Source organism: Pseudomonas uvaldensis (assembly GCF_021271205.1).
Taxonomy (GTDB): Bacteria; Pseudomonadota; Gammaproteobacteria; order Pseudomonadales; family Pseudomonadaceae; genus Aquipseudomonas; species Aquipseudomonas uvaldensis.
Genome location: NZ_JAIWKS010000007.1, coordinates 75,222 through 98,990 on the forward strand (window position 1 = coordinate 75,222; position 23,769 = coordinate 98,990).

The 23,769-nt window shown below is 61.3% G+C and carries 20 protein-coding genes and 1 pseudogene; 17 read left to right on the top strand and 4 right to left on the bottom strand.

Going from position 1 to position 23,769, the window contains the following annotated elements; all coding sequences use genetic code 11:
- The first annotated feature begins 3 nt into the window (after positions 1-3).
- Genes LCU97_RS17535 through fabI form a run of 4 tightly spaced genes read left to right on the top strand, consistent with a single transcriptional unit; the run spans position 4 to position 4,524 of the window.
- Positions 4-1,077, top strand: coding sequence for a microcin C ABC transporter permease YejB (locus tag LCU97_RS17535; RefSeq protein ID WP_053153855.1), 1,074 nt, complete (start codon positions 4-6; stop codon positions 1,075-1,077).
- A gap of 1 nt (position 1,078) precedes the next feature.
- A complete protein-coding gene (locus LCU97_RS17540) occupies positions 1,079-2,098 on the top strand; it encodes an ABC transporter permease (RefSeq protein ID WP_053153858.1) in 1,020 nt (339 codons plus the stop codon).
- A 1-nt stretch (position 2,099) separates the two neighbouring features.
- Complete coding sequence (locus tag LCU97_RS17545; RefSeq protein WP_232777313.1) at positions 2,100-3,710, top strand: ABC transporter ATP-binding protein; 1,611 nt, start codon at positions 2,100-2,102, stop codon at positions 3,708-3,710.
- Positions 3,711-3,729: 19 nt separating this feature from the next.
- The gene (fabI, locus tag LCU97_RS17550; RefSeq protein ID WP_053153864.1) at positions 3,730-4,524 is read left to right on the top strand and encodes an enoyl-ACP reductase FabI; all 795 of its coding nucleotides are present in this window, start codon (positions 3,730-3,732) and stop codon (positions 4,522-4,524) included.
- A gap of 55 nt (positions 4,525-4,579) precedes the next feature.
- Here fabI and LCU97_RS17555 read toward each other — a convergent pair whose 3' ends face one another.
- Positions 4,580-4,993, bottom strand: coding sequence for a hypothetical protein (locus tag LCU97_RS17555; RefSeq protein WP_232777314.1), 414 nt, complete (start codon positions 4,991-4,993; stop codon positions 4,580-4,582).
- 6 nt (positions 4,994-4,999) lie between these two features.
- Positions 5,000-5,824, bottom strand: a complete 825-nt coding sequence (locus LCU97_RS17560) for a lipid II-degrading bacteriocin (protein WP_053153870.1) — start codon at positions 5,822-5,824, stop codon at positions 5,000-5,002.
- Positions 5,825-6,007: 183 nt separating this feature from the next.
- On the opposite strand from LCU97_RS17560, the pseudogene LCU97_RS17565 reads away from it, so the two are divergent.
- From LCU97_RS17565 to LCU97_RS17625, 13 genes and pseudogenes are all read left to right on the top strand, one after another.
- Positions 6,008-6,073: pseudogene (locus LCU97_RS17565) on the top strand (hypothetical protein); the annotation flags it as partial.
- 251 nt (positions 6,074-6,324) lie between these two features.
- The gene (locus LCU97_RS17570) at positions 6,325-8,199 is read left to right on the top strand and encodes a 3-dehydroquinate synthase (RefSeq protein WP_232777315.1); all 1,875 of its coding nucleotides are present in this window, start codon (positions 6,325-6,327) and stop codon (positions 8,197-8,199) included.
- Positions 8,196-9,086, top strand: coding sequence for a UbiA family prenyltransferase (locus LCU97_RS17575; RefSeq protein WP_232777316.1), 891 nt, complete (start codon positions 8,196-8,198; stop codon positions 9,084-9,086). The genes LCU97_RS17570 and LCU97_RS17575 overlap by 4 nt, the downstream gene beginning before the upstream one ends.
- Positions 9,083-9,847: an EboA domain-containing protein gene (locus tag LCU97_RS17580; RefSeq protein ID WP_232777317.1), complete on the top strand. Its 765-nt coding sequence runs from the start codon at positions 9,083-9,085 to the stop codon at positions 9,845-9,847. Before LCU97_RS17575 ends, LCU97_RS17580 begins: the two co-directional genes overlap by 4 nt.
- A 39-nt stretch (positions 9,848-9,886) precedes the next feature.
- Positions 9,887-10,771: a TatD family hydrolase gene (locus LCU97_RS17585; protein ID WP_053153882.1), complete on the top strand. Its 885-nt coding sequence runs from the start codon at positions 9,887-9,889 to the stop codon at positions 10,769-10,771.
- Entirely contained in the window at positions 10,768-11,997 is a 1,230-nt protein-coding gene (eboE, locus tag LCU97_RS17590; RefSeq protein WP_232777318.1) for a metabolite traffic protein EboE, read from the top strand. Before LCU97_RS17585 ends, eboE begins: the two co-directional genes overlap by 4 nt.
- On the top strand, positions 11,987-13,432 hold the full coding sequence (locus LCU97_RS17595; protein WP_232777319.1) for an alkaline phosphatase family protein: 1,446 nt from the start codon (positions 11,987-11,989) through the stop codon (positions 13,430-13,432). The genes eboE and LCU97_RS17595 overlap by 11 nt, the downstream gene beginning before the upstream one ends.
- Positions 13,411-14,550, top strand: coding sequence for a hypothetical protein (locus LCU97_RS17600; RefSeq protein WP_232777320.1), 1,140 nt, complete (start codon positions 13,411-13,413; stop codon positions 14,548-14,550). The genes LCU97_RS17595 and LCU97_RS17600 overlap by 22 nt, the downstream gene beginning before the upstream one ends.
- A 12-nt stretch (positions 14,551-14,562) precedes the next feature.
- On the top strand, positions 14,563-16,944 hold the full coding sequence (locus LCU97_RS17605; protein ID WP_232777321.1) for a hypothetical protein: 2,382 nt from the start codon (positions 14,563-14,565) through the stop codon (positions 16,942-16,944).
- A gap of 61 nt (positions 16,945-17,005) precedes the next feature.
- Positions 17,006-17,926, top strand: a complete 921-nt coding sequence (locus tag LCU97_RS17610) for a hypothetical protein (protein ID WP_053153896.1) — start codon at positions 17,006-17,008, stop codon at positions 17,924-17,926.
- A gap of 19 nt (positions 17,927-17,945) precedes the next feature.
- Complete coding sequence (locus LCU97_RS17615; RefSeq protein WP_232777322.1) at positions 17,946-19,244, top strand: hypothetical protein; 1,299 nt, start codon at positions 17,946-17,948, stop codon at positions 19,242-19,244.
- 3 nt (positions 19,245-19,247) lie between these two features.
- Positions 19,248-21,059 carry a hypothetical protein gene (locus LCU97_RS17620; protein ID WP_232777323.1) on the top strand — a complete coding sequence of 604 codons (1,812 nt, stop codon included), beginning with the start codon at positions 19,248-19,250 and terminating at the stop codon, positions 21,057-21,059.
- Between the two features lie 31 nt (positions 21,060-21,090).
- Positions 21,091-22,140 (top strand): hypothetical protein, encoded by a 1,050-nt coding sequence (locus LCU97_RS17625; protein WP_232777324.1) that lies wholly within the window; start codon positions 21,091-21,093, stop codon positions 22,138-22,140.
- A gap of 16 nt (positions 22,141-22,156) precedes the next feature.
- Here the strand turns inward: LCU97_RS17625 and LCU97_RS17630 are convergent, their stop codons facing one another.
- Entirely contained in the window at positions 22,157-22,654 is a 498-nt protein-coding gene (locus tag LCU97_RS17630; protein WP_053153908.1) for a cytochrome P460 family protein, read from the bottom strand.
- 23 nt (positions 22,655-22,677) lie between these two features.
- The gene (locus LCU97_RS17635) at positions 22,678-23,751 is read right to left on the bottom strand and encodes an alpha/beta fold hydrolase (RefSeq protein WP_053153911.1); all 1,074 of its coding nucleotides are present in this window, start codon (positions 23,749-23,751) and stop codon (positions 22,678-22,680) included.
- Positions 23,752-23,769: the final 18 nt, after the last annotated feature.

Genomic DNA, 23,769 nt, shown 5'->3' on the forward strand with positions numbered 1-23,769 from the left:
CCGATGCTGGCTTATATCTTGAGGCGGCTGCTACTGATTGTCCCGACGCTGTTCGGCATCCTGCTGATCAACTTCGTCATCATCCAGGCCGCGCCCGGCGGGCCGGTGGAACAGATGATCGCCAAGCTCGAAGGATTCGAAGGCGCCACCAGCCGCATCGCCGGCGGCGGCGCGGAAGTGTCGGTGGCCGGTTCCGCCTATCGCGGCGCCCAGGGCCTGGACCCGGCACTGGTCAAGGAAATCGAGCGCATGTACGGCTTCGACAAGTCGGCGCCGGAACGCCTGTGGATCATGATCAAGAACTACGCCCACCTGGATTTCGGTGACAGCTTCTTCCGCGACGCCAAGGTCATTGACCTGATCAAGGAGAAGATGCCGGTGTCCATTTCCCTCGGGCTATGGAGCACACTGATCATGTACCTGGTGTCTATTCCCCTGGGGATCGCCAAGGCCACGCGCCACGGCAGTCACTTCGACGTATGGACCAGTTCGGCGATCATCATCGGTTATGCAATCCCCTCGTTTCTGTTTGCCATCCTGCTGATCGTGGTGTTCGCCGGCGGCAGTTATTTCGACTGGTTCCCGTTGCGGGGGCTGACTTCCAACAACTTCGACGAACTGACCCTGGGCGGCAAGATCCTCGACTATTTCTGGCATCTGGCGTTACCGGTGACGGCGCTGGTGATCGGTAACTTCGCCACCATGACCCTGCTGACCAAAAACAGCTTTCTTGACGAAATCAACAAACAATACGTCGTCACTGCTAAAGCCAAGGGCCTGACCCGCAATCGCGTGCTTTACGGCCACGTATTCCGTAACGCGATGCTGTTGGTGATTGCCGGCTTCCCTTCGGCGTTCATCGGCATTTTCTTCACCGGCTCCTTGCTGGTGGAAGTGATCTTTTCCCTCGATGGCCTTGGACTGATGAGCTTCGAGGCGGCCATCAATCGCGATTACCCGGTGGTGTTCGGCACCTTGTTCATCTTCACCCTGCTGGGTTTGGTGGTGAAACTGATCGGTGACCTGACCTACACCTTCGTCGATCCGCGCATCGACTTCGAAAGCCGGGAGCATTGAGATGAACCTGTCCCCCCTCAATCGCCGTCGCTTCGAGTTGTTCAAGGCCAACAAGCGCGGCTGGTGGTCGCTGTGGCTGTTCCTGATCCTGTTCGTACTGAGCCTGGGCGCCGAATTGATCGCCAATGACAAGCCGCTGGTGGTGCATTACGACGGCGGCTGGTATTTCCCGGCCCTCAAGCGCTACCCGGAAACTACTTTCGGCGGCGAGTTCCCGCTGGAAGCCAACTACAAGAGCCCGTACATCCGTGAACTGCTGGCGACCAAGAATGCCTGGGTGGTATGGGCGCCGATTCCTTTCAGCTATCAGAGCATCAACTACGACTTGAAGGTGCCGGCTCCTGCGCCGCCCTCCTCGGTAAACTGGCTGGGCACCGACGACCAGGGCCGCGATGTCTTGGCGCGGGTCATCTATGGGTTCCGCATCTCGGTGCTGTTCGCCCTGACCCTGACCCTGCTCAGTTCCATCGTCGGCGTGATCGCCGGGGCCCTGCAAGGGTTCTACGGTGGTTGGGTCGACCTGGCGGGCCAGCGGTTCCTGGAGATCTGGTCGGGGCTGCCGGTGCTTTATCTGCTGATCATCCTGGCCAGCTTTGTCCAGCCCAATTTCTGGTGGTTGCTGGGGATCATGCTGCTGTTTTCCTGGATGAGCCTGGTGGACGTGGTGCGCGCCGAGTTCCTGCGTGGGCGCAACCTGGAATACGTGCGCGCCGCCCGAGCCTTGGGCATGCAGAACGGCGCGATTATGTTCCGCCACATCCTGCCCAACGCCATGGTCTCGACCATGACCTTCATGCCGTTCATTCTCACGGGCGCCATCGGCACCCTCACCGCCCTGGATTTCCTCGGCTTCGGCCTGCCGGCCGGCGCACCGTCCCTGGGCGAACTGGTGGCCCAGGGCAAATCCAACCTCCAGGCGCCCTGGCTGGGCATCAGCGCGTTCGCCGTGCTGGCGATCATGCTGAGCCTGCTGGTGTTCATCGGCGAGTCCGCTCGCGATGCCTTCGATCCGAGGAAGTGACATGAACCAGGACAATCTGATCGAAGTACGCGACCTGTCGGTGGAGTTCATCGCGGGTCAACGCAACCAGCGGGTGGTCGAGGGCGTCAGTTTCGACATCAAGCGTGGCGAGACCCTGGCCCTGGTGGGCGAAAGCGGCTCGGGCAAGTCGGTGACCGCCCACTCGATTCTGCGGCTGCTGCCCTACCCGCTGGCTCACCATCCCACCGGTGTCATCCAATATGCCGGCCAGGACCTGCTGAGCCTGAAGGAAAAGACCATCCGCCACATCCGCGGGAACCGGATCGCGATGATTTTCCAGGAGCCGATGACATCCCTCAATCCGCTGCACTCCATCGGCAAGCAGATCAACGAAGTGCTTGGCATCCACAAGGGCCTGGTCGGCAAGGTCGCGACCCGCCGGACCCTGGAGTTGCTGGAGCTGGTGGGCATCCCCGAGCCCCACAAGCGTCTCAAGGCCCTGCCCCATGAACTGTCCGGCGGCCAGCGCCAACGTGTGATGATCGCCATGGCCCTGGCCAACGAGCCGGAACTGTTGATCGCCGACGAACCGACCACCGCCCTGGACGTCACTGTCCAGCTGAAAATTCTCGATCTGCTCAAGCAATTGCAGGCCCGATTGGGCATGTCGCTGCTGCTCATCAGCCACGATTTGAACCTGGTGCGAAGAATTGCGCATCGTGTATGTGTCATGCAGCGCGGTTGCATCGTCGAACAGGCATCGTGCGAGCAATTGTTCCGCGCGCCACAGCACCCGTACACCCGGGAACTGTTGGCCGCCGAGCCCAGCGGCAGCCCGGCAGCCAACGTTGTCGGCCCGCCGCTGCTGGAGGTCGAGGACCTGAAAGTCTGGTTCCCGGTCAAGAAAGGCCTGTTCAAGCGCACCGTGGATTACATCAAGGCAGTGGACGGGATCCGCTTCAGCCTGCCCCAGGGCCAGACCCTGGGCATCGTGGGCGAAAGCGGTTCCGGCAAATCTACCCTGGGGCTGGCGATTCTGCGGTTGATCGGCAGCCAGGGCGGGATCCGGTTCGAAGGCAAGCAGCTCGACAGCTTGTCCCAGCAACAGGTCCGGCCACTGCGACGGGAGATGCAGGTGGTGTTCCAGGACCCGTTCGGCAGCCTGAGCCCCCGGATGTGTGTGGGCCAGATCGTCGGCGAAGGCCTGCGGATCCACAAGATGGGTACCGAAGCGGAACAGGAACAGGCGATAATCGCGGCACTGAAGGAGGTAGGCCTGGACCCGGAAACCCGGAACCGCTACCCCCATGAATTTTCCGGAGGGCAACGGCAGCGTATCGCCATTGCCCGGGCCCTGGTGCTCAAGCCGGCGTTGATTCTGCTGGACGAACCGACGTCGGCCCTGGACCGTACCGTGCAACGCCAGGTGGTGGAGCTGTTGCGGTCGCTGCAAAGCAAGTACAACCTGACGTATCTGTTTATCAGCCATGACCTGGCTGTCGTCAAAGCGCTGAGCCACCAATTGATGGTGGTCAAGCATGGCCAAGTGGTCGAACAAGGTGATGCCCGCAGCATATTCGCCGCGCCGCAACACCCCTATACACAGCAGTTGCTGGAGGCCGCCTTCCTGGCCCCAACAGCTGCCGAATAACCTGAAAGAGGAGCAACACATGGGTTTTCTCGCCGGTAAGCGCGTACTGATCGTCGGTGTCGCCAGCAAGCTGTCCATCGCATCCGGCATCGCTGCCGCCATGCATCGCGAGGGCGCTGAGCTTGCCTTCACTTATCAGAACGACAAACTCAAAGGTCGTGTCGAAGAGTTCGCGCAAGGCTGGGGTTCGAGCCCTGAACTGTGCTTCCCCTGCGACGTGGCCAGCGATGAAGAAATCGCCAAGGTCTTCGAAGAACTGAGCAAAAAGTGGGACGGCCTGGACTGCATCGTGCACTCCGTGGGCTTCGCCCCGGGCGACCAACTGGACGGCGACTTCACCGAAGCCACCACCCGCGAAGGTTTCCGCATCGCCCACGACATCAGCGCCTACAGCTTCGTGGCCCTCGCCAAGGCCGGCCGCGAAATGATGAAGGGCCGCAACGGCAGCCTGCTGACCCTGTCGTACCTGGGTGCCGAGCGCACCATGCCGAACTACAACGTCATGGGCATGGCCAAGGCTTCCCTGGAAGCCGGCGTACGTTACCTCGCCGGCTCCCTGGGCCCGGAAGGCACCCGCGTCAACGCCGTATCGGCTGGTCCGATCCGCACCCTCGCCGCCTCCGGCATCAAGAACTTCCGCAAGATGCTGGCCGCCAACGAAGCGCAGACCCCACTGCGTCGCAACGTCACCATCGAAGAAGTCGGCAATGCCGGCGCCTTCCTCTGCTCGGACCTGGCGTCGGGCATCAGCGGCGAAATCATGTACGTGGACGGCGGCTTCAACACCACCGCCATGGGCAACATCGAAGAGTAATCTTCGGCGGGCACGAAAAAACGCCGCTCGTCCTGCAAAAGGCGAGCGGCTTTTTTCATTCCGATTTCCGTGGCACACCGATCAGTATCAGAACGACAGACAGCGCAAATAACAATCCCCCCAATACACCCGCGATGCTGTAGTACGTATAGATGGCGGCGACGAAGGTACCCAGGAGCGACGTCAGGAAAAGCAAAGCATTGGTAAGCACATACACGCCAATGCGCCATTGAAAGGGCCGGCTGCTTAGAAGCTTTTGAAACAGACTACCCAGCCCCGTCAGAACCACCGAAGCGGCAGTCATGATTATCAGAATGACGGTGTACATCGTTGCTGCAGGAATACCCTGAGTATCACTTAAATTCTTGGGATTTTCCGTGACACCATCCAGCGCAAAAAAAACCATCAGCGCACACGCTCCCAACACCGAAGCAACAGCCAGACATATTTTTTTCCCTCGTCCTACCATTGCTGTTCACCTAGAGAAATTGATGGGCAATTCGCCAGTTATTCGAATTTCATAGTCTCGAGCGTTGGCCACTCTCCCCACTTCACGAAGCGCGCTGGTGGCATGCTCATCAAATGCAGCTCGATGACTGCTGGCATTGGCATCATAACGATCCGAGAACGCTTTAACCTTGCCGGCGAACTTGAGAGTACCCGATGTATATCGTGTAACGGCTCCGGTAATTTGAAGCGTAATGTTTCCAAGATAAATCCGTGCGACATTTGAGTCCTGAGCCGTGGAATAGGGAACTTTGAGATTGACTGTAGTGACCCCAACCCCTGCGGTATTTATAATCGCCATCAAATCTGGAATTTTGTTTGGAGCAGGGGTAATACCGATTCTTTCCAGTCGAACACTGACAGGTTTCCCTTTCCCTAATAACCAGTGACCAAACGCTTTGAAGGGCGTGAAGATCCCACCGGAGAATTCCTGCTCGATGGCCAACTGCTCGGTGTTCTGGATCTTTGCCCCTTCCTTGATCCCGAGTTTCCACGCATCTGCGGTGCTAAGTTTTGAATTCCTCAACATTAGCAAATCGGCTCCGTGAACGACTTTCAGCTCACCAAGAATGATGCCGTCCAACCCATAGCGAACAGGCCTGTTGTTGCGCATGGCCTTGAGATGACGTTGCACCATCTGCGGCCAATGCCCTCTTTCATACGCCATGTTACGCTGTTGAATCATTGTTCCAATCATCGCCATGGGTGCAGGGTTTGGGAGGCCTCTACCACTTCCACGTGAAGTGCCGAAATTATCGGGATAAACAAATGTCGGAGGCAGTTCGATGTTCATACGAGTACCCATCAAGTCAAATTAGAGATAAAGCTGCGGTTATGAGCCGGCATCACACGATGCGAAGACTCATTCTCCGTATCTCCTAATCCCTTGGTGCGGTATATAGTTATAGGGTTACACCGATACCAACATCGCTGCTTACTGCGGCTGTCTCCGTACCTCGCCCCCTTCGCAATACCCAACGTCACCCTCGAAGAAGTCGGCAACGCCGGCGCCTTCCTCTGCTCCGACCTGGCGAGCGGCGTTTTCGTTCTGGCCCCGCTGCGAGAGCGAGCCCGGTTGACGATGGCCATCATCCTTCCATTGAAAAATCACATTGCCATCAAATGGCCTTGCAAAACGACAATGGCCGACTAGATTCAGAATTGTCTTCCCAAGCGCAACCCGCCGCAGCGGGTCCCACCGAAAACGAGACCGCCTATCGACCCGAAAACCAGCCGACATAGCTTTTGAAAAGTTGACACGGAATCAGTCAAAGACAACAAGAGGGATGCTTGATGAAGCACAGCCGGTGGTATCGTGCGCTCTCGAAAAAAGGACCAGCCAAGCCCTTCTGGCTGTCATTGCTCTGCTTCTGTGGCCTGGTGATCACCAGCTTCCTGTTGTTCGAGCAACAGATCCAGGCATTCCTGACCCATCTCCACCTGTACCTGCCCTCGACTGCCTCGCAAAAACTCAACCTGGCCCTGTTGCTGATCGCCCTGCTGGCCCTGGACGTGGTGCTGCCGGTGCCTTCAAGCCTGGTGGCGCTGCTGGCGGTGGCGACCCTGGGAAGCGTCGGCGGGTACCTGGTGATTTTCGTCGGCTTGTGCCTGGGGGCCGGCTTGGGATATGCCCTGGGAGCCGGCTACTTCCAGCTGCTATCCGGGCGACTGGGCCTGCACCAGCGTCAGCCGGGACAGCTGGGGTACCGGTTGGGCACGCTATCGTTGGTCTGCCTGCGGGGGGTGCCAGTGCTGGCGGAAACCTCGGTGGTGGCAGCGGGCATGCAGCGCTATCCGCTGCGAGCCTTCGTACCGGTGATCGTGCTGGCCAACGCCGGCCTGGCCCTGGCCTACGCCGCCATCGGTACTTTACTCGTCGAACAGAATGTCCTGCTGGTGACGATCCTGGCCAGCATGGTCCTGCCCGGCTTGTTCATCGCCGGCTACAGTCTGCTCAAGGCTTTTCGCAAGCGCGACGCACAGCACCCCCTGCACGGGCGTTTCGAGGTCAGCTACGACTACCCGGTGGTTTTCACCGATCACGTGTTCGATCCTTCCAATCCCTGCCTGCATCGCCAGCTCACCGCCCATCAAAACAAGCCGGTGACGGTGCTGGTGTTCGCCGATGAACAGTTGCTGCGCAGCAATCCCCCACTGCTGGAACAGATCGGTGCCTACTTCGCAAGCCATCCAGCGGATTTGCGCCTGCGGGCTGCGCCCATTGCGGTTCCAGCCGGTGAGTCGAGCAAGGATGCACACGTCTTGCAGCGGCTCTACGCCGACATGCTGCACCACGGGCTGGATCGGCATTGCCATGTGCTGGCACTGGGAGGCGGGGCGGTACTGGATGCGGTAGGTTACGCCTGCGCAACCTTCCACCGGGGCATTCGCCTGATCCGCCTCCCGAGCACCGTGCTCGCCCAGAACGACGCCGGCATCGGCGTGAAAAACGGCATCAATGCCTTCGGCCAGAAGAACCTGCTGGGGGCGTTCTATCCCGCCACCGCCGTCATCAACGATTTTCAGTTGCTGACCAGCCTGGGCCGGCGCGACCAGATCGCCGGGTTGGCTGAGGCGGTCAAGGTGGCGCTGATCAAGGACGCGGCGTTTTTTCAATGGATGGAGCAACAGGCCGACGCCCTGGCCCGCTTCGATCACCAGGCCAGCCGTCATGCCATCCGCCGCTGTGCCGAGCTGCACCTGGCCCACATCACCGGTGCCGGCGATCCCTTCGAACGCGGTAACGGCCGCCCCTTGGACTATGGGCACTGGGCCGCCCACAAGCTGGAAAATCTCAGCCAGCACCGGTTGCGCCATGGCGAAGCGGTGGCGGTGGGCATCGCCCTTGATGGTCTCTACGCGAATATTCTGGGCCTGCTGAGCGATGCCGACGCCGAGCGTATCGTGGGCCTGCTACTCAGGCTCGGCTTCAGCCTGAACCCACCGGAACTGAGCCTGAAGGATCCACAAGGCCGCTCGCTGCTGTTGCTGGGCCTGGAAGAGTTCCGTCAGCACCTGGGCGGCGAGCTGTCCATTCCCATGCTCAGCCGGATCGGCGAATCGCTGGATGTGCATGAGATCGACGCCACGCGGATGGAGCAGGCGCTACGGCGGCTGTCCGGTCTCGCCGATCCGGCCCCTGCGTTGAGCGAGGGTTGCGTGCAATGAGCCAGGCATTGCCGGACCTGAAAACCTGGATGACCCTGGGCCGGGTTTCCAATCTGCCCACGGTATGGACCAACACCCTCGCCGCCGCCCTGCTGGCGAGCAGTGCCGGGGCTCTGGCGCCACCGTCTTCGGCCGTGTGGATCCTGCTGCTGGGAGCCTTGTCGATGCTGTACCTGGCCGGCATGTTGTTGAATGACTTGCTGGACGCCGACTGGGACCAGCGACACAACAACCCGCGCCCCATCACCCTCGGCCTGGCCAGCCGACAGCAGGTCGGGCTCGCCTGCGCCCTCTTGCTGGGGCTGGCCGCCATTGCCGTGCTGGGCCTGAGCCGGCTGATCGATCAGCCATACTGGCTGCTGGGCAGCGCCCTCCTGCTACTGGCCTGCATCCTGGGCTACAACCTGCTGCACAAGAAGTACGCCCACAGCGTCTGGCTGATGGGGGCCTGTCGCTCGGCCCTCTACCTCGTGGCAGCCACCAGCCTGGCGGTTCCACCGGCGCCGATCTGGCTCTGCGCCATGCTGCTGGGGGTCTACATCAGCGGCCTGACTTACCTGGCTCGCCAGGAACACCGCAACCAACTGCTCAACCGCCTGCCGTTGGTCCTGATGCTGAGCCCGATAGTCCTGGCAATTCATAACGATAACCCCTGGTTCTGGCCAGTGCTGCTGCTCTGGCTTGGCTGGCTGGGCTGGCACTACTGGCGTCATCTGGCCAACCCCCGACAACGGCAGGTCCGTGCGTTTATCGGCGCTGGCCTGGCGGCCCTGCCGCTGTTCGATGCCCTGGTGCTGGCGGTAGCCGACCAGCCATTGGGCAGCCTGTCATGTGTCCTGGTGTTTTTCCTGCTTCCCCACTTCCAACGCTGGATCAAACCGACATGAACAAGGACGTTGCCGGGTCGTCATCGACGGCTCTTGAAATGCGCCGGGACTGCCTGGAGCAACAGCGCCAGGCCTTCCTCCAGCACCTCGACGAGGCCGGCTTGCGGTGGTGGCGCCAGGCACTGGAACAGCTTACCCAACGCCCGGATGCCACGAGCGCGGCGCTGTTGAGCAGCCAGTGCAAGCGAGGCCTCAAGCAAGACAGGTGGACCCACGGGACGGGCTGGAGCCATGTGCAGCTGGCGCGGGCGCTGTTGCTGGCCGAGGTGCTGGAACGGCAACCCGCCACCGGCCAGCTGCCCTTGCTGCGCCAGTTGTTCCTGTGGGGCGACGATCAGGAAAAGATCGCCCTGCTCAAAGCCCTCGATTGGCTCGACAGCCAGGGGCTGTGCGTGGAGCTTGCGCTGCAAGCCGGGCGTACCAGCAACAGCCAGGTGTTCGCCGCCCTTTCCCTGGACACCCTCTATCCGTCGCGCCATTACGACGACCGGGCCTTTTATCAACTGGTGCTCAAGGCACTGGGCATGGGGCTCGATATACGCCGTCTGCTCGGCCTGGAGCAGCGCCAGAGCGTCGCCCTCAACCAACTGGCCCTCGACCTGCTGGCCGAACAGCTCGCGGCCGGGCGTACGGTATCGGCCGGGCTGCCCCTGGCGATTGCCTTCGACTTGCTCAGCCCGGCGCAGCGCCAGCGCCTGGAAGGCCTGGCCCGACAGCAACGCTTGCCGCCGCAATGGCGTGAGCACTTGACCGCCTCCTAGCCGTCCGACGATCCCCTGCTCTATTGATGAGGATGCATCATGCCTAAATATTTCGACCCGCATATCCATATGGTCAGCCGCACCACGGACGACTACCAGAACATGGCGGCCGCCGGCATAACCGGCGTCATAGAGCCAGCGTTCTGGCAAGGCCAGGCCAGGACCAGCGTCGGCAGCTTCATCGACTATTTCGACATGCTGTTGGGTTGGGAACGCTTTCGCGCCAGCATGTTCGGCATCCACCATTTCTGCACCATCGGCCTGAATCCCAAGGAGGCCAACGACCTCTCGGTGGCCAATGAGGTGCTGGAGATCCTGCCGCGCTACCTCGTGAAGGACGGCGTGGTGGCGGTGGGCGAGATCGGTTATGACGACATTACCCCGGAAGAAGACCGTTTCCTGGCCGCCCAGTTGGAACTGGCCAAGCAGTTCAGCCTGCCGGTACTGGTCCATACGCCGCACCGGGACAAAATCGGCGGCACCAAGCGCACCCTGGCGGTGATTCGCGAGGTCGGCATCGCCGAACACTTGGTGATCATCGACCACCTCAACGAGCTGACGTTGCCCCTGGTGCTGGACACGGACTGTTGGCGCGGCCACTCCATCTACCCAAACACCAAGATGTCGGAGCAGCGCATGGTTGCGTTGCTCCAGCAGTACGGCACGGAAAAGATGGTGGTCAACAGCGCCGCCGACTGGGGCATCAGCGACCCGCTCAAGGTGCCCAAGACCGGCGAAGCCATGCGCGCGGCCGGCTTCAGCGAGGCCCAGGTGGAACAGGTGCTGTTCCATAACCCGGTGGATTTCTTTGCTCAGAGCGGCCAACTGGACAAGGCCCTGGTCGGTAAACCGCTGCCCATCGATCAGCGCAAACAGTGGCAAGACAACTCAGCCCTGCGAGGCCAGGAACCGGTGATCAAATGACGGTCGCGACCGGTTGGCATGCCGCACAGCTCGGTTATTGCAGCAACGTGCACCCGACACCGGACCTGGCCACGCTACGCGCGTCCATCGCCGAGCATTTCCAGGCCGTTCGCAGACTGCGCGGGCTCGACGAACAGGACAGCGGCCTATGGATCAGCGCCCTCGCGGCGCGGGAACTGCAACAGGCGTCGGCGCGCACGGACTTTCTCCACCTGCTGCGATGCAACGGGTTGCGCCTGACATCCCTTAATGGTTTTCCCTACGGCCAGTTTCATCAGGGCGCGGTGAAAGCCGGGGTCTATTTGCCCCACTGGGCCGATCCGCGACGGCTGGAGTACAGCTTGAATCTGGCGCGGATCCTCACCCAGGCGTTGCCATCGGATTGTGCCCAAGGTGTGATTTCCACCGTGCCCCTGGGCTATGCCGCCCACTGGAACGGGAACTTGCAGCAGCGGGCCGAGCATCAGCTACGCCAGCTCACAGCCTCCCTCGCCCGGCTCCACCTGGAGACGGGCAAGAAAATCGTGTTCTGCCTGGAGATGGAACCAGACTGTGTGCTGGAAAACACCGAACAGGCCATCGCCTTCTTCCATCGCCTGCAGGCCAGGGACCCGCACTGCAGCCATCTGGCGCTGTGTTTCGACGTCTGCCACCAGGCCGTGGTCTTCGAGGATTGCTATCAGTCATTGGACCGGCTGCGTCAGGCCGGGGTGCCCGTTGGCAAGATCCAGCTGTCCAACGCCCTGATCTGCCGCCTGCCCCAGGCCCCCGATCGGCGCGAACAGGTGCTCGACACCCTGGCGGACTTCGCTGAAACCACCTATCTGCACCAAGTGAAAGCCCAGGATGAGCAGGCGCATTTACAAGCCTGGGCCGACCTGCCCATCGCCCTCGGCGATTACGCAGACCATCCGCAGCAACACGCCGAATTGAGAATCCATTTCCACATTCCGCTGTTCAGCGAGCATTTGCTGTTGCCCGAGCTCAGCGGCAGCCAGGACGCCCTGTCACGAACCTTCGACTTTATTGCCGACCATGGGGATTTTCGCCCGGTCCTTGAGGTGGAGACTTACAGTTGGGGCGTGCTGCCTGCCCCATTGCGCCCTGCCACCGCCCAGGCCCAGCTCCAGGGCATCGCCAGGGAACTGCACTGGGTCGAAGAGCAATTGCGCCACCGGCAACTGCTGCATTCCCAGTCATGGGAGGTGTACGCCAATGCACGCTGAGCACCCTCGTCAACCGCTGCTGCTGATCAATGTGGTAGGGCTGACGCCGGCGCTGCTCGGTGCGGCGACGCCGCATATCAATGCCCTGTTGCAGACGGCCAGGATGACCTACCTGCAACCGGTATTCCCGGCCGTCACGTCCACGGTACAAGCCTCGATCCTGACTGGGCAGGCACCGTCGGCGCACGGCATCGTCGGTAATGGCTGGTATTTTCGCGACCAGGCGGAAGTGCGGTTCTGGCTGCAACCCAACGCTCTGGTCCAGGGTGAAAAGATCTGGCATACGCTGCAGCGCCGACTGCCCGGGTTTCGCTGCAGCCAGTTGTTCTGGTGGTACAACATGTACGCCGAGGTGGACGCCGCCATCACCCCCCGTCCGCACTACCCCGCCGATGGCCGTAAGCTGTTCGGCCTGTATTCCTCGCCAGCCAGCCTGCATGAGCGGATCGAACAGCAGATCGGCCAGTTTCCGTTTCCCAGTTTCTGGGGGCCGGCGGCCGGCATCGCCTCGAGCCGCTGGATCGTCGATTGCGCCATCGCCGAATTCGGAATCAACCGGCCCGACCTGCAATTGATCTACTTGCCTCATCTGGACTACAGCCTGCAACGCCTCGGCCCCGACGATCCGTCCATCGACGATGAAGTCCGGGCCATCGACAGCGAAGTGGGTCGCCTGCTGGACTTTGCCCAGGCACAAGGCGCGGCGGTGATGCTGCTCTCTGAATACGGCATCGAAGCCGTCCACCAGTCGGTGTCCATCAACCGCCTGTTGCGTTCGGAAGGCCTGTTGCAGGTGCGCCAGTCCCTGAGCTGGGAACTGCTCGACCCAGGCGCCAGCGCGGCCTTTGCCGTGGCCGATCACCAGATTGCCCACGTCTACGTGCGGCAGGCGCGGGACATTGCGCAGGTCAAGGCACTGTTACAGCGACAACCCGGCGTCGAGCAAGTGCTCGATAAAACCGAGCAACGCGCCTGGCAACTGGATCACCCGCGCAGCGGTGAACTGGTGGCTGTCGCGGCGCCGGGCTACTGGTTCGATTACTACTATTGGCTCGACGACCGCAAGGCGCCGGATTTCGCCCGCACCGTGGACATCCATCGCAAGCCTGGCTACGACCCGCTGGAGCTGTTCATCGACCCCGCCATTCGTTTCCCCACGTTGAAAGTGGCGCGCCGCCTGTTGCAGAAAAAACTCGGCTTTCGCTACTACATGGACCTGATTCCGCTGGACACCGGATTGATCCGCGGCAGTCATGGCCGCCTGCCAACCAGCGCGCAAACCGGCCCGCTGCTCATTACCAATTGTGATCTGCCGTTGCCCCAGCAACTTGCGGCCACGGCGGTGAAGCAACTGCTCCTGGAACACTTCCTGGGGCGCTCTCCTACCGACACGGCCAATGCCAAGGAGCTTCCATGCGGCGAGCCATTTCCATAACCGTTCTCAGTGCCCTGGCCGGTTTGGCTCAGGCACAGGACACCAATAGCTTTGATTGCAGCAACTTCCTCACCTTCGGGCCAGACGCTGACGCGACGCGTAAAGCGTTCAACCAAAGCCCCGAGACCATGGCCTGGAACTGGTTCGTCTGCCTGAACCAGGCCGGCACCAGGGGCTACAACCGCCAGTGGGAGTTATTCAAGCCTTCCGACCAGGTCTATCTGGCCAACGGCGTCAACCCCGGTACGTATGACAGCCGCATGAGCCCACCGGGCGAGGTGCTCAGGCAAGCCAAAGCCCTGGGACTGGACCCGAACCGTCTGCTGCACAACCTCAATGCCACCCAGCAAGTCGACGGCCAGAGCCTGGAAATGGGAGGCAAAGCCGTACCTGAGGCACAAAAAGGTCTCGTCGTGCGCTTTCAACTGCTGATGGGCCAGGACACCTACGACTACATCGTCAAGAACAATGTCTACAACATGAATGGCCAGGACGCCCTGTCGAGCAACCTGAACTTTCCGGCCACGGCCTGGGAGTTGAAAGCCGCCTGGCTGTGGATCGGCGCGGACGCGAACTACAAGACGCAGCTGGAAAACGATGGCTACTACGTGGCCCAGGCCTACTACGCCGTGGGCAATAGCTACCAGGTCGGTTATGCGGCGTTGAGTGGTTTGCATGTCGTCAACAAGCTGGACGCCAACTGGGTCTGGACCACCTTCGAAAACATCAATAACCACAAGTACACCGTGACCAAGGGCTATCCACCCAAGCCGATGAAAAATCTCACCGGGCCGACACCGGATGCCATACCGGTCAATAACCAGTTCCAGGCCAATAACCCGGCGCTGTCGAAGTACGAGCTGATCGGCGTGGAGTTCAAACCCATTACCCAGGTCCTGGCGAACTCGCAGTTGGAATCGGCATTCCAGGACACGTCGTCCTGCCTGGCCTGCCACAGCACCGCCGCTTATTCGCAGAACGACGGTTACTTCAATTTCGCCATCCCGACCCAAGGCGGTCTCACCTACCCCACCAAGCCGCTGCCGGACAAGGACTTCACCGGTTACAACAAACTGGATTTCGTCTGGTCGCTGAAACGCGCCCAGTGGCAACGCTAAGGAGAGCACGACATGAGCGTATTGAATTTTCCCCGCATCTACCTCAACGGCGAAATGTTCTGGAACCCGCCGACGGCCAATAACAACGACATGTTCCCGCTGTATGACGCGGTAGCGATGGACATCAACTGGCCGTTCGTGAAGCACTTCGGCATCGACCGCCAAAATGCCCCCGACACACTGATGCCATGGACCCTCTCCACCCAGTACATGGCCAACATGCCGACCTACGTACAGCAGGTGCCGGGCAATATCAATCCAAAGCATGACCCGTACATGCCCGCCGAATGGGATCTGTTCGGCGACAACGGTTGCGGGCTGGTGAACTACGGGAAAACCAAGTCGACCGTCATCGGCGGCGAGCTGAAGGCCAATACCTACATCAACCAGGATCCGCTGGTGGGCACGCCCTACCAGTTGCTCGGCAGCCCCCTGGGCAGCGCAGCCCAGACCCCTGCGCGCTTCGTGGATATCAGCCCATGGCAAAACACGTTCACCGCATTGTATTTCGACAAACTGGTGCTGGGGGGGACGTCCTGCGGCCTGACCCTCAACCGCAAGTACCGGATGATGGACCGTTTCCTGAACTTCAGTTGGGGGGCTCTGGGTGGCCTGGTAAACGTCAGCACCACCTGGCAGACCTGCTTCCCCAAGGAGAACCTGGAATGGGTGATCGGCAAATCGTCCCTGCTGGCCAACCTCCAGCAACAGATGGAGCAGCAAGGGGCGCAGGGCCTGATGTTCCGCTTTTGCGTCTACCTGACCTGCTACGACAAGAACGGCATATTCAATGATTACCCGCAGAGCGTGAACACCCGCTCCAACGACCCGAACGTCATGGCGAAAGTGCGTGATCTGTACAACAAAGGCTTGAAAAACGTCAACGAGATTTTCTTCAACCCTGCCTACAGCTGCACCTCGGCGGTCCTGGGCCTGTGGTTCGCCAATGAATACCCCACCGCTCCTGGCGGGCTGCGCCTGGTGCCCGATCAGGCGGTGTCGATGAGCAAAGCACATTCCCAGAAGACAGAAAAAGTCCAGTTGGGGGTGATCTCAGCACAGATTAACGACTACACCCTGTCACTTGACCTGGGCAATACCTTTCCGAGCTATCCAGTGGATGACACGGCTGATATCCCCGTTCCGGAAAAATACAATGCCGGCACCTACCACCTGGGCGCCGAAAAGGATGGAAAATTCAAGCCGGCGGTCATCTTGAGCTTCGCGGAATACCGGCAGGCTGCCTTCAACCAGCGCTCGGGTATCCTCGATATCTCCCTCGATGACTATACCAAGGGTATATTGGAATCCGGTCCCCTGATTCTACGTCAATTGGGCCTGTACGGCGCTCCCCAGACCGTCGCCGCCACCCAGCAGACATGGACCGCCGAGGTGATCGAGAGCGGCAGCTTCATCGACGTCGGTGAGCGCAAGACGTTCAATATCATGGTGCAGAACAATGGTCAGCCGGCCGCCGACACCACGCTGTATGTGGCGGAGTACGGCAATCCCTACATGGTGACCACCAGCGACTATTACCTGGCGTTCAGTAACGCAGCCGACTTCACGCTGTTCTACGACAACCCGCCGGACCGTACCAAGAACACGGCCTGGCTGCCGCAGTTCACCGACGCGTCAACGGTCGTGCCCTATCGCAGCACTGGCAGCGGTCGCCGGCTGACCGACCTGGAGGACGTGCCCAAACCCGTGGGCAACCCAGTCGCTTATCAGGACTTTCTCAAGGTTTCCGGTACACCGGTCGCCGTCAACCTGCGCCCTTGCCTGGTCTTCGAAAACCCTCACATCGGCATCGGAACACTGCAGGACAATCAAGCCAGCATCCATTACTCCTATGCCGTCATCACCACCAATGCCCAAGGTATCGCCCAGATCACCTGCCGGGCCGTGGCGCCGGGTTTCCCTACCTTGCGCTTCTTCGTGCAGGAGAATGACAAAAAACCGGTCATTCCCTTCAGCTTTCCGCTCACCCAGGCCTTCGTCGACTTCCTCGCGCCCATCCGGGTCCTGCCCCTGGACATGCCGTTGCAACAGGAATTCGTCGACACCTGGAATGGCATGTGCACGTCCACGGACGCTCCGGAGCAGATATGGAACACCTTCATCTTTCCGAAAGTCCTGCAGACCTTCTATTACCTCTACCCCATCATGAACAAATACATGCCGCTCGATTCCCGCACGCGCGTGGAGGGCGCCGTCGATCAGTTGATCATCTTGATCAGCAAGCCGAACCAGGAAGAAAGCACCCTCGCAATGCCCATCACCCGTGACCTGTCGCAAAGCCGCCGCGCCATACTGGAGCTGTGGGCCAAGCGTCTGGTGAAGCTCAACTTTCCGCCCAAGAAGCTCTCGATGAGCGACTACAACAACCTTTGACGTTTCACGCGGGATGACCGGGTGGCGCGTCCGCCACCCGGCACTTCACAGGAGGTGTCCTATGAAAACCATCTTGAATCGACTGTTGCTGTCGATCTTGCTGCTGAGCCCCCCACTGTTCGCCCAACAGGACAGCGGCGCCGTGTACTTCACCATGGGGGTACATAACACCGAGGGCTGTAACGAACAGAACGGCAACTGCATCGCCAAGCGCGCACCGGGTGACCCTTCCGATCCATTCTTCCCCGCGTTCTGGATCAGTGACTGGACCATGTACCGGGTGATGCACAACTACGAGAAGAACCCGCCGCCCTACAGCAATCCGCCCAGCACCCTCGTCCCGGCGGACTACACCGTGTCGCGCGGCACCAGCTACTACGACACAACTTACATCCCGGCCGATGGCGACGGCTTCGGCGCGATGATGGAACACTACGAGAAATACTGCCTGCCGATCTTCCCGATCAAGAACAACAACTACACCTGTTCGTTCGTGTCGTTGGGCAACAAGGCGTACTTCCTGACCTACCCGCAGGACCGCCCCAAGGACATGCCGGCCTGCTGCATGTTTTCGCCGATGAATCACCCGCCCCGGCAAGACTTCGTCCAGCACCTGCCCTACAGCGCCGAGCGCAGCAAGCATCTTGATGGCAGCGTGCAGGCCTACGCCCTGGACGTTGACTCCCCTCAAGGCCCCATCCTGTTCGGCTACGCCTTCTACAAGAAAATGACGGGGCAACCGCCTTACCGGCAGCCGCAATCGTTCTATTTCTCCGGCGACGCCAGCGTCGCCAATGCGCCCATCGTCAGCCAGAACTACACCAACTTCCGCATCGCCAGACCGGACCCGGCCCAGACCTGGGCCCAGGTGGCCGCCATGTGCCCGGCAAACCCGCCGCCCTGCCAGTTGTTCGAGCCACCGGCGTCCCAGAGCAACGGCCAGAAAGCCCAATGGAACAAGCTCATGCAGCGCAAACCCTGATCAAGGATGAAGCCTCATCATGAACACTTCTCTTGGTTTCACCGCGATGCTACTCGGTGTCGTCAGCCTGCCCGCGCTCGCCCTGGCACCGTCTCAGCAGGCCATGCCGAAGACAACCACAACCCTCGATTGCCAGCCCCCCACCACGGCGCCTGCCGCCAATGCCAGCCAGGACTTGTTCGATCAATACAGCTGGCAGATGTTCATCGCCTTGAACTGGCCGGCCCAGGACGGCCAGCGTGGCGACCCCGATTGCAACAAGCAACCCGGGGACCCCGGTTACACGGTCTGGCAGACTTACAAGACCGTGGAAGAAATCTTTCTGCCCCAGGGCGCCAATCCGGGCCCCTGGAATAGCCCGCAAAAAGCCAAGCGTCTGGGCATCATCAACATCGCCGCCCTGAAGAACAGCACCCAGGTGAACGCCGTCGACCAGGCCGTCGGCGGTTGGCTGATCGACCAGGCCGGCAACCCGACCTACTACGATATCTCGGCCAACGAGACCTCCTATGACTACATCGTCGACAACCAGTACTACAACGCCGATGTGGTCTCCAAGGCGCACAACATCGACTTTCCCAACGGGGTCATCGAGGTCAAGTCGAGCTGGCGCATCCTCACCCCCAACGACAACGCCAGCCACTACCTGACCCAGATCGCCCAAGTGGCAACATTCGATGACCAGGGCAAGCGCAACGGTGTCACCGAGGCGTACCTGGGCCTGGTGGGGCTGCACATCATCACCAAGGTCAACGGGTATCCGCAGTGGATCTGGTCGACCTTCGAGCAGGTCGACAACGTGCCGCCCAAGGCGCTGTCGGGCGGTAAGTGGGTCGATCAGCCAGCCTCGGGCACGGCCTATTCCTACTTCAATGCCGCCGCACCCGCCGCCAGCCTCAACCAGTCCCCCTGCGACTGGCAGACCCAGGGTGCGCATCTGGTCTGCGTGCCCAAGGCCGGCACCACGTTCCAGACTCCGAACCCGTTGAACCGGGTCACCCCGATTGCCGACGTGACCAACGGCGTCAATGCCAACTACCAGTCCGATCCTGGCCTGCAAAAAAGCGTGCTCAAGTATTACCAGCTCATCACCACCCAGCGCCCGCTGATACCCGACAACCCCAGCAACCCGTTGGGCCAGCCGACACCGGCGCTCTCGGCCAACGTGACCATGGAAAGCTATATCCAGCCCAACAGCAGCTGCATGAATTGCCATTCCATGGCGACACCGGTCAAGAGCCCGTACAAGTCCGACTTTTCCTATCTGTTCAAATTCGCCAATTCGCCTGTCGTCAACGCCATCAAGGACGAGGAATAGATCATGAGCATCCTGAACGGACCCCGACTGAATTTCTGGGGCGGTATCCGCACGGACGTCAGCCTGCCGAACAACTCCCCCACCATTCCTTACGACGGCAACGACGAGTGGCTGCTGTTCGACCTGACCACCTCGACCCTGGCACCGGGTGCCCAGTCCTACACCGACGACCAGTTGAACGACATGATCAACGCCCCCAACGGTGACTACTACACTGCCGGCGGCTGGAATCACTATGGGCAGCACGTCGTCGACATGCAAAACGCCCTGATCAGCTCCCAGGGCATACCGGGGGGCATCAGCACCACCGGCGACCTGGTGGGCCAGCCAGTGTACCTGCTCGGCTCGGTGGACCCGGTCACCGGCCAGGCACCGGTGTCCGGCCCGATGATGGTAGACCTGGACCCCACCGGCACGACGACCACGCAGATCTTCGTTGGCGGCCTGCAGATCGGCGGCAACAGCGATATCCAATTGCTGATCCACGGCAATACCGTGTGCAGCAGTTTCGACGTGGCGGGACGTGTGCTGCTGCCCAAGACAATGGATGCGCCGGGCTCCTTCCATGCCAGCGGCACCTTCCAACTGACCTTTCCCCTGAGCAGCATCGTCAGTTGGAACCAGAACAGCGCGGGCCTGCGCGCACTCATCCAGGCACCGGGGGCGACGGGCATCGTCCTGCGTTTCGTCATGTTCGAGATGTGCCCGACGATGACCACCGAACAACTGGACGCCGACTATGCCGCCGGCAGGTACACGCCCAACCCGAGCATCGGCCGGGTGATCGGTACGCTGGCCCCGGCCTTCGCCGACGAACCATTGAACTGCCAACCCGGCCGGCAACTGGTCAACCAAGGCACGGGGGGTGCCGGCTATGCCGAACTGGGCAGCAGCAACGGCTACCTGAGCATCGACATGGTGAACGTCATTCCCAAGGAAACGTTCAGAGCGGTACGGGACGACATCACCAGCCCCATCGGGCCCAATGCGAACTATGGCGCGGTCACCATCAGCGCCGGCACCACCACCCTGGCGACCCTGCCGCCGACCAGCCAGTGGTTATCGGACTACTACCTGTACGGGGGCATCGTCGACATCCCCACGACCTTCGACCAGCAGCAGGCCTTGCGCAACAGCGCCCTGGCGATCACCGCACCTGGCACCGTTGCCGGCACTACGCTGCAAGCCATCGAATCCACGTACCGGGTCTATGCCAACCAACGCAACGTCTATCTGGACGACTACCCCGACGGCCTGTCGATCACCCTGCAGGTCCGCTACCTGGGCGGCCCCGTGACCAGTCCCACCGAAATCGCTCTGCAAGCGGCCCCCCCTGCGGTGTATACGGATCGGCAATATTGGGACTTCCTTGACTTCCCCGACTCGCTCACCGTCGACAGCGGCCAGCTATCGGTCAGCTTCCCCGTCACCCTCAAACCGGGCAGCGCCGCCCAGGCGGGTTTTGTCGCCCTGACCTGCACGGCCAACGGCATTGCGAGCAGTGCCTGCTTCACCAACTTTCGCAAGTACGCCCAGACCGATTTCGGCATCCCCAAGGGCACCACCATCACCTGGCCGCTGATGTACCCCAACGTCCTGCGCTTTCACTACCTGGCCTTCCCCGCCATGTCGCGCTATATCCCGCTGAACCAGCCCGACGCAATCATGGGCGCGAAGAACGCCATTCTCGCCCGGACCTCGGACGCCTACAAAGGCACCACCCTGTTCATGCCCGTGGTGCGCTCGATGTCACCCTGCCAGCGGGCGCTGCTCAGGGCCTATCTCACCGGTGAACCGTGGCAACCGCCGCAGTAATCACGCCCCTTTCACGACGGAGAGAAGTCCCATGCTTATCCAGATCCCCGCGCAGCCCAGCGAAAACCTGCGCCCGAGCACGATCATCGCCGAAGGCTTGTTGAACCCTCGCGGTGTCTGCGTACAGGCCGATGGCAGCCTGCTGCTGGCGGAAGCCGGTTCCGGCCTGCCGGAACAGGCCTTCAGCGGCCGCATCAGTCGACTGCGCCCAGCCCCCCACCGGCCCGGCACCTACCTGCCCCGCGAAACCCTGGCGGACGGTTTTCGCGCCATGAACATGCAGGTTCGCATGCTGCGCGATGAAATCATGGGACTGTCGGACATCGCCTGCGGTGACGGACGTTGCCTCGCCAGCCTGACCGACTACGTCGAGGGATCGAAATTGCTGGATCTGCAATACACACCGCCCGAGCCGGTATTTCGCAGCCGGGGCAATCTGAACGCGCTGTGTTATCACCCCTCTCGCCGCAGTTGGCTGGCCGTCAAACCCGATACCAACCAGTTGGTGGAGTTCACCGTCGGACAGGACGAACGCGTGTTGGTCCAGTTGCCTGAACTGGCTCAGGGTCAGGAAGCCGTCCCCGTGACCCTAGTGTACGAACCGGCGACAGACGCGGTGCTGATCAGCCTGTTCTCCGGCGAACTGCACGGCGACCCGAGCCGCAAGGGCATCGACTTTGCCGACCGGGCCGGCCAGGTCATTCGGGTCCACCCCGACAATGGGCAGATCGAGCGGCTGATCAGCGGCTTGCAACTGCCCACGGGCGTGGCGCTCTGCCCGACAGGAAACGTGCTGGTGCTGGAACTCTGCGACCAACTGCAACAACCCCTGCTGCCCGACTGGAACGGCGAGGTCCGGCATGGCGGCTTCACCCGGTTCTCGGGCCGGTTGCTGAGCTGCAATCTGCAGACAGCCCAGGTCAATGTGCTCGCACGGAACCTCGATACCCCGTCCAACCTGTGTGTAGTGCCGGACGCCGTGCTGGTGAGCGAAGGCATGGGCCTGACCGGAAGGCCGTTGCCCACGCCAGACAATCGAATCGTCCCATTGAGCGGCAGGCTTCGCCGGGTATCGCTCTGATCGACATGCGATCGAGTCATGGCGCCCACCGCGTGAAGACATAATCATGGTTCTGCACGCGCGCCTGGTGGCAGGCGAAGCAGGTCTGGTGCTGGGCCTCGTCGGCGGGTTTGCCGTCGATGAAGCGACCGAAGCCCCAGCCGCCGGTCGATGCGTATTTGCTCGAGTCCTTGACCATCACCTGGACGGTGGTGGCCGCGCCGGGAATGGAGGCCGGCTCGAATTCCGGCGACTGGACATGTTTCCAGGCCAGCTTCACCAGCACCGTACCATCCGGGAACGGCTGCGTAGACGCCTGATAAGCTTTGACCGCCCGATCATTGCCCACCACGGCCCGGAGCTCGTTCAGGGGCGCCGCTTCCTGCGCCGGTGCGATCAACGCCCACTGGCGATAGCCCTCGGGCAGCTTCACGCCATAGATGGGTGAGGCATTGCCGTCACCCGAGTCGCCCAGGGCGACTCCGGCAAAGGTCGCCAGGGCGGCGGCCAGCAAGGTCAGGTATCGGTGTTTCATCGCTGCTCTCCCTTCAAGGACGCTCACAGGTGATCGGCGTCGATCACCGCCTGGGCGAAAGCCTGCGGGGCTTCCTGCGGCAGGTTGTGGCCGATGCCTCCGCTGATCAGGCGATACTCATATTTGCCGGTAAAGCGCTTGGCATAAGCCTCGGCAGGCGGATGCGGCGCCCCGTTGGCATCGCCTTCAAGGGTGATGGTCGGCACGCCGATGGACGGGAATGTCGCCAGTTTTTTCTCCAGGGCCTCGTAACGGGCTTCCCCCTTGACCAGGCCCAGACGCCAGCGATAGTTGAAAATGGTGATGGCGGCATGATCGGGGTTCTGCAAAGCGGCAGCGCTTCGGTCGTAGGTGGCGTCATCGAAGTTCCACTTGGGCGAAGCCAGTTTCCAGATCAACTTGGCGAAGTCATGGGTGTTTTTCTCATAGCCCAGACGGCCACGCTCTGTCGCGAAGTAGAACTGATACCACCACTGCAGCTCAGCGGCCGGTGGCAAAGGCGCCTTGCCCGCATCCTGACTGCCGATCAGATAACCACTGACGGCAACCAGCGCCTTCACACGCTCGGGCCACAACGCGGCGACTATGTCGGCCGTGCGCGCCCCCCAGTCATAACCGCCCAGCACGGCCTGTTTGATGTTCAGCGCGTCCATGAAGTCGATCAGATCCTTGGCGAGCGCGGCGGGCTGGCCGTTGCGAACGGTCTTGGCCGACAGAAAGCGCGTATCGCCATAACCGCGGGCATACGGAATCAGCACCCGGTAGCCTTTTTCCGCCAGTGCCGGCGCCACGTCGGTGTAACTGTGAATGTCGTAGGGCCAACCGTGCAGCAGGATCACCACCGGCCCGTCGACGGGACCGACCTCGGCATAGGAAACCTCCAGTAGCCCCGCCTTTACATGCTTCAGCGATCCGAACGAAGTGTGACTGCCCGGCGTAATGGCGCCGACGGTGCTTGCCGGTACTTCAGCGGCGTTCGCTTGCGACGAGGCAGCCCCCAGGGCGCCCAGTTGCAACAAGGCAATCGCCAGGACAGAGGGCGCGAGCAGCCGCCGAAGGCGCGGTGAGGAGGTTGGGTTCAACAGAGTCGTGGCCATGGTGAATCTCCCTTGGGG

Coding starts and splice junctions, on each gene's coding strand:
- LCU97_RS17535 (WP_053153855.1), top strand. CDS start 4: ATGCTGGCTTATATCTTGAGGCGGCTGCTACTGATTGTCCCGACGCTG.
- LCU97_RS17540 (WP_053153858.1), top strand. CDS start 1,079: ATGAACCTGTCCCCCCTCAATCGCCGTCGCTTCGAGTTGTTCAAGGCC.
- LCU97_RS17545 (WP_232777313.1), top strand. CDS start 2,100: ATGAACCAGGACAATCTGATCGAAGTACGCGACCTGTCGGTGGAGTTC.
- fabI (WP_053153864.1), top strand. CDS start 3,730: ATGGGTTTTCTCGCCGGTAAGCGCGTACTGATCGTCGGTGTCGCCAGC.
- LCU97_RS17555 (WP_232777314.1), bottom strand. CDS start 4,993: ATGGTAGGACGAGGGAAAAAAATATGTCTGGCTGTTGCTTCGGTGTTG.
- LCU97_RS17560 (WP_053153870.1), bottom strand. CDS start 5,824: ATGAACATCGAACTGCCTCCGACATTTGTTTATCCCGATAATTTCGGC.
- LCU97_RS17570 (WP_232777315.1), top strand. CDS start 6,325: ATGAAGCACAGCCGGTGGTATCGTGCGCTCTCGAAAAAAGGACCAGCC.
- LCU97_RS17575 (WP_232777316.1), top strand. CDS start 8,196: ATGAGCCAGGCATTGCCGGACCTGAAAACCTGGATGACCCTGGGCCGG.
- LCU97_RS17580 (WP_232777317.1), top strand. CDS start 9,083: ATGAACAAGGACGTTGCCGGGTCGTCATCGACGGCTCTTGAAATGCGC.
- LCU97_RS17585 (WP_053153882.1), top strand. CDS start 9,887: ATGCCTAAATATTTCGACCCGCATATCCATATGGTCAGCCGCACCACG.
- eboE (WP_232777318.1), top strand. CDS start 10,768: ATGACGGTCGCGACCGGTTGGCATGCCGCACAGCTCGGTTATTGCAGC.
- LCU97_RS17595 (WP_232777319.1), top strand. CDS start 11,987: ATGCACGCTGAGCACCCTCGTCAACCGCTGCTGCTGATCAATGTGGTA.
- LCU97_RS17600 (WP_232777320.1), top strand. CDS start 13,411: ATGCGGCGAGCCATTTCCATAACCGTTCTCAGTGCCCTGGCCGGTTTG.
- LCU97_RS17605 (WP_232777321.1), top strand. CDS start 14,563: ATGAGCGTATTGAATTTTCCCCGCATCTACCTCAACGGCGAAATGTTC.
- LCU97_RS17610 (WP_053153896.1), top strand. CDS start 17,006: ATGAAAACCATCTTGAATCGACTGTTGCTGTCGATCTTGCTGCTGAGC.
- LCU97_RS17615 (WP_232777322.1), top strand. CDS start 17,946: ATGAACACTTCTCTTGGTTTCACCGCGATGCTACTCGGTGTCGTCAGC.
- LCU97_RS17620 (WP_232777323.1), top strand. CDS start 19,248: ATGAGCATCCTGAACGGACCCCGACTGAATTTCTGGGGCGGTATCCGC.
- LCU97_RS17625 (WP_232777324.1), top strand. CDS start 21,091: ATGCTTATCCAGATCCCCGCGCAGCCCAGCGAAAACCTGCGCCCGAGC.
- LCU97_RS17630 (WP_053153908.1), bottom strand. CDS start 22,654: ATGAAACACCGATACCTGACCTTGCTGGCCGCCGCCCTGGCGACCTTT.
- LCU97_RS17635 (WP_053153911.1), bottom strand. CDS start 23,751: ATGGCCACGACTCTGTTGAACCCAACCTCCTCACCGCGCCTTCGGCGG.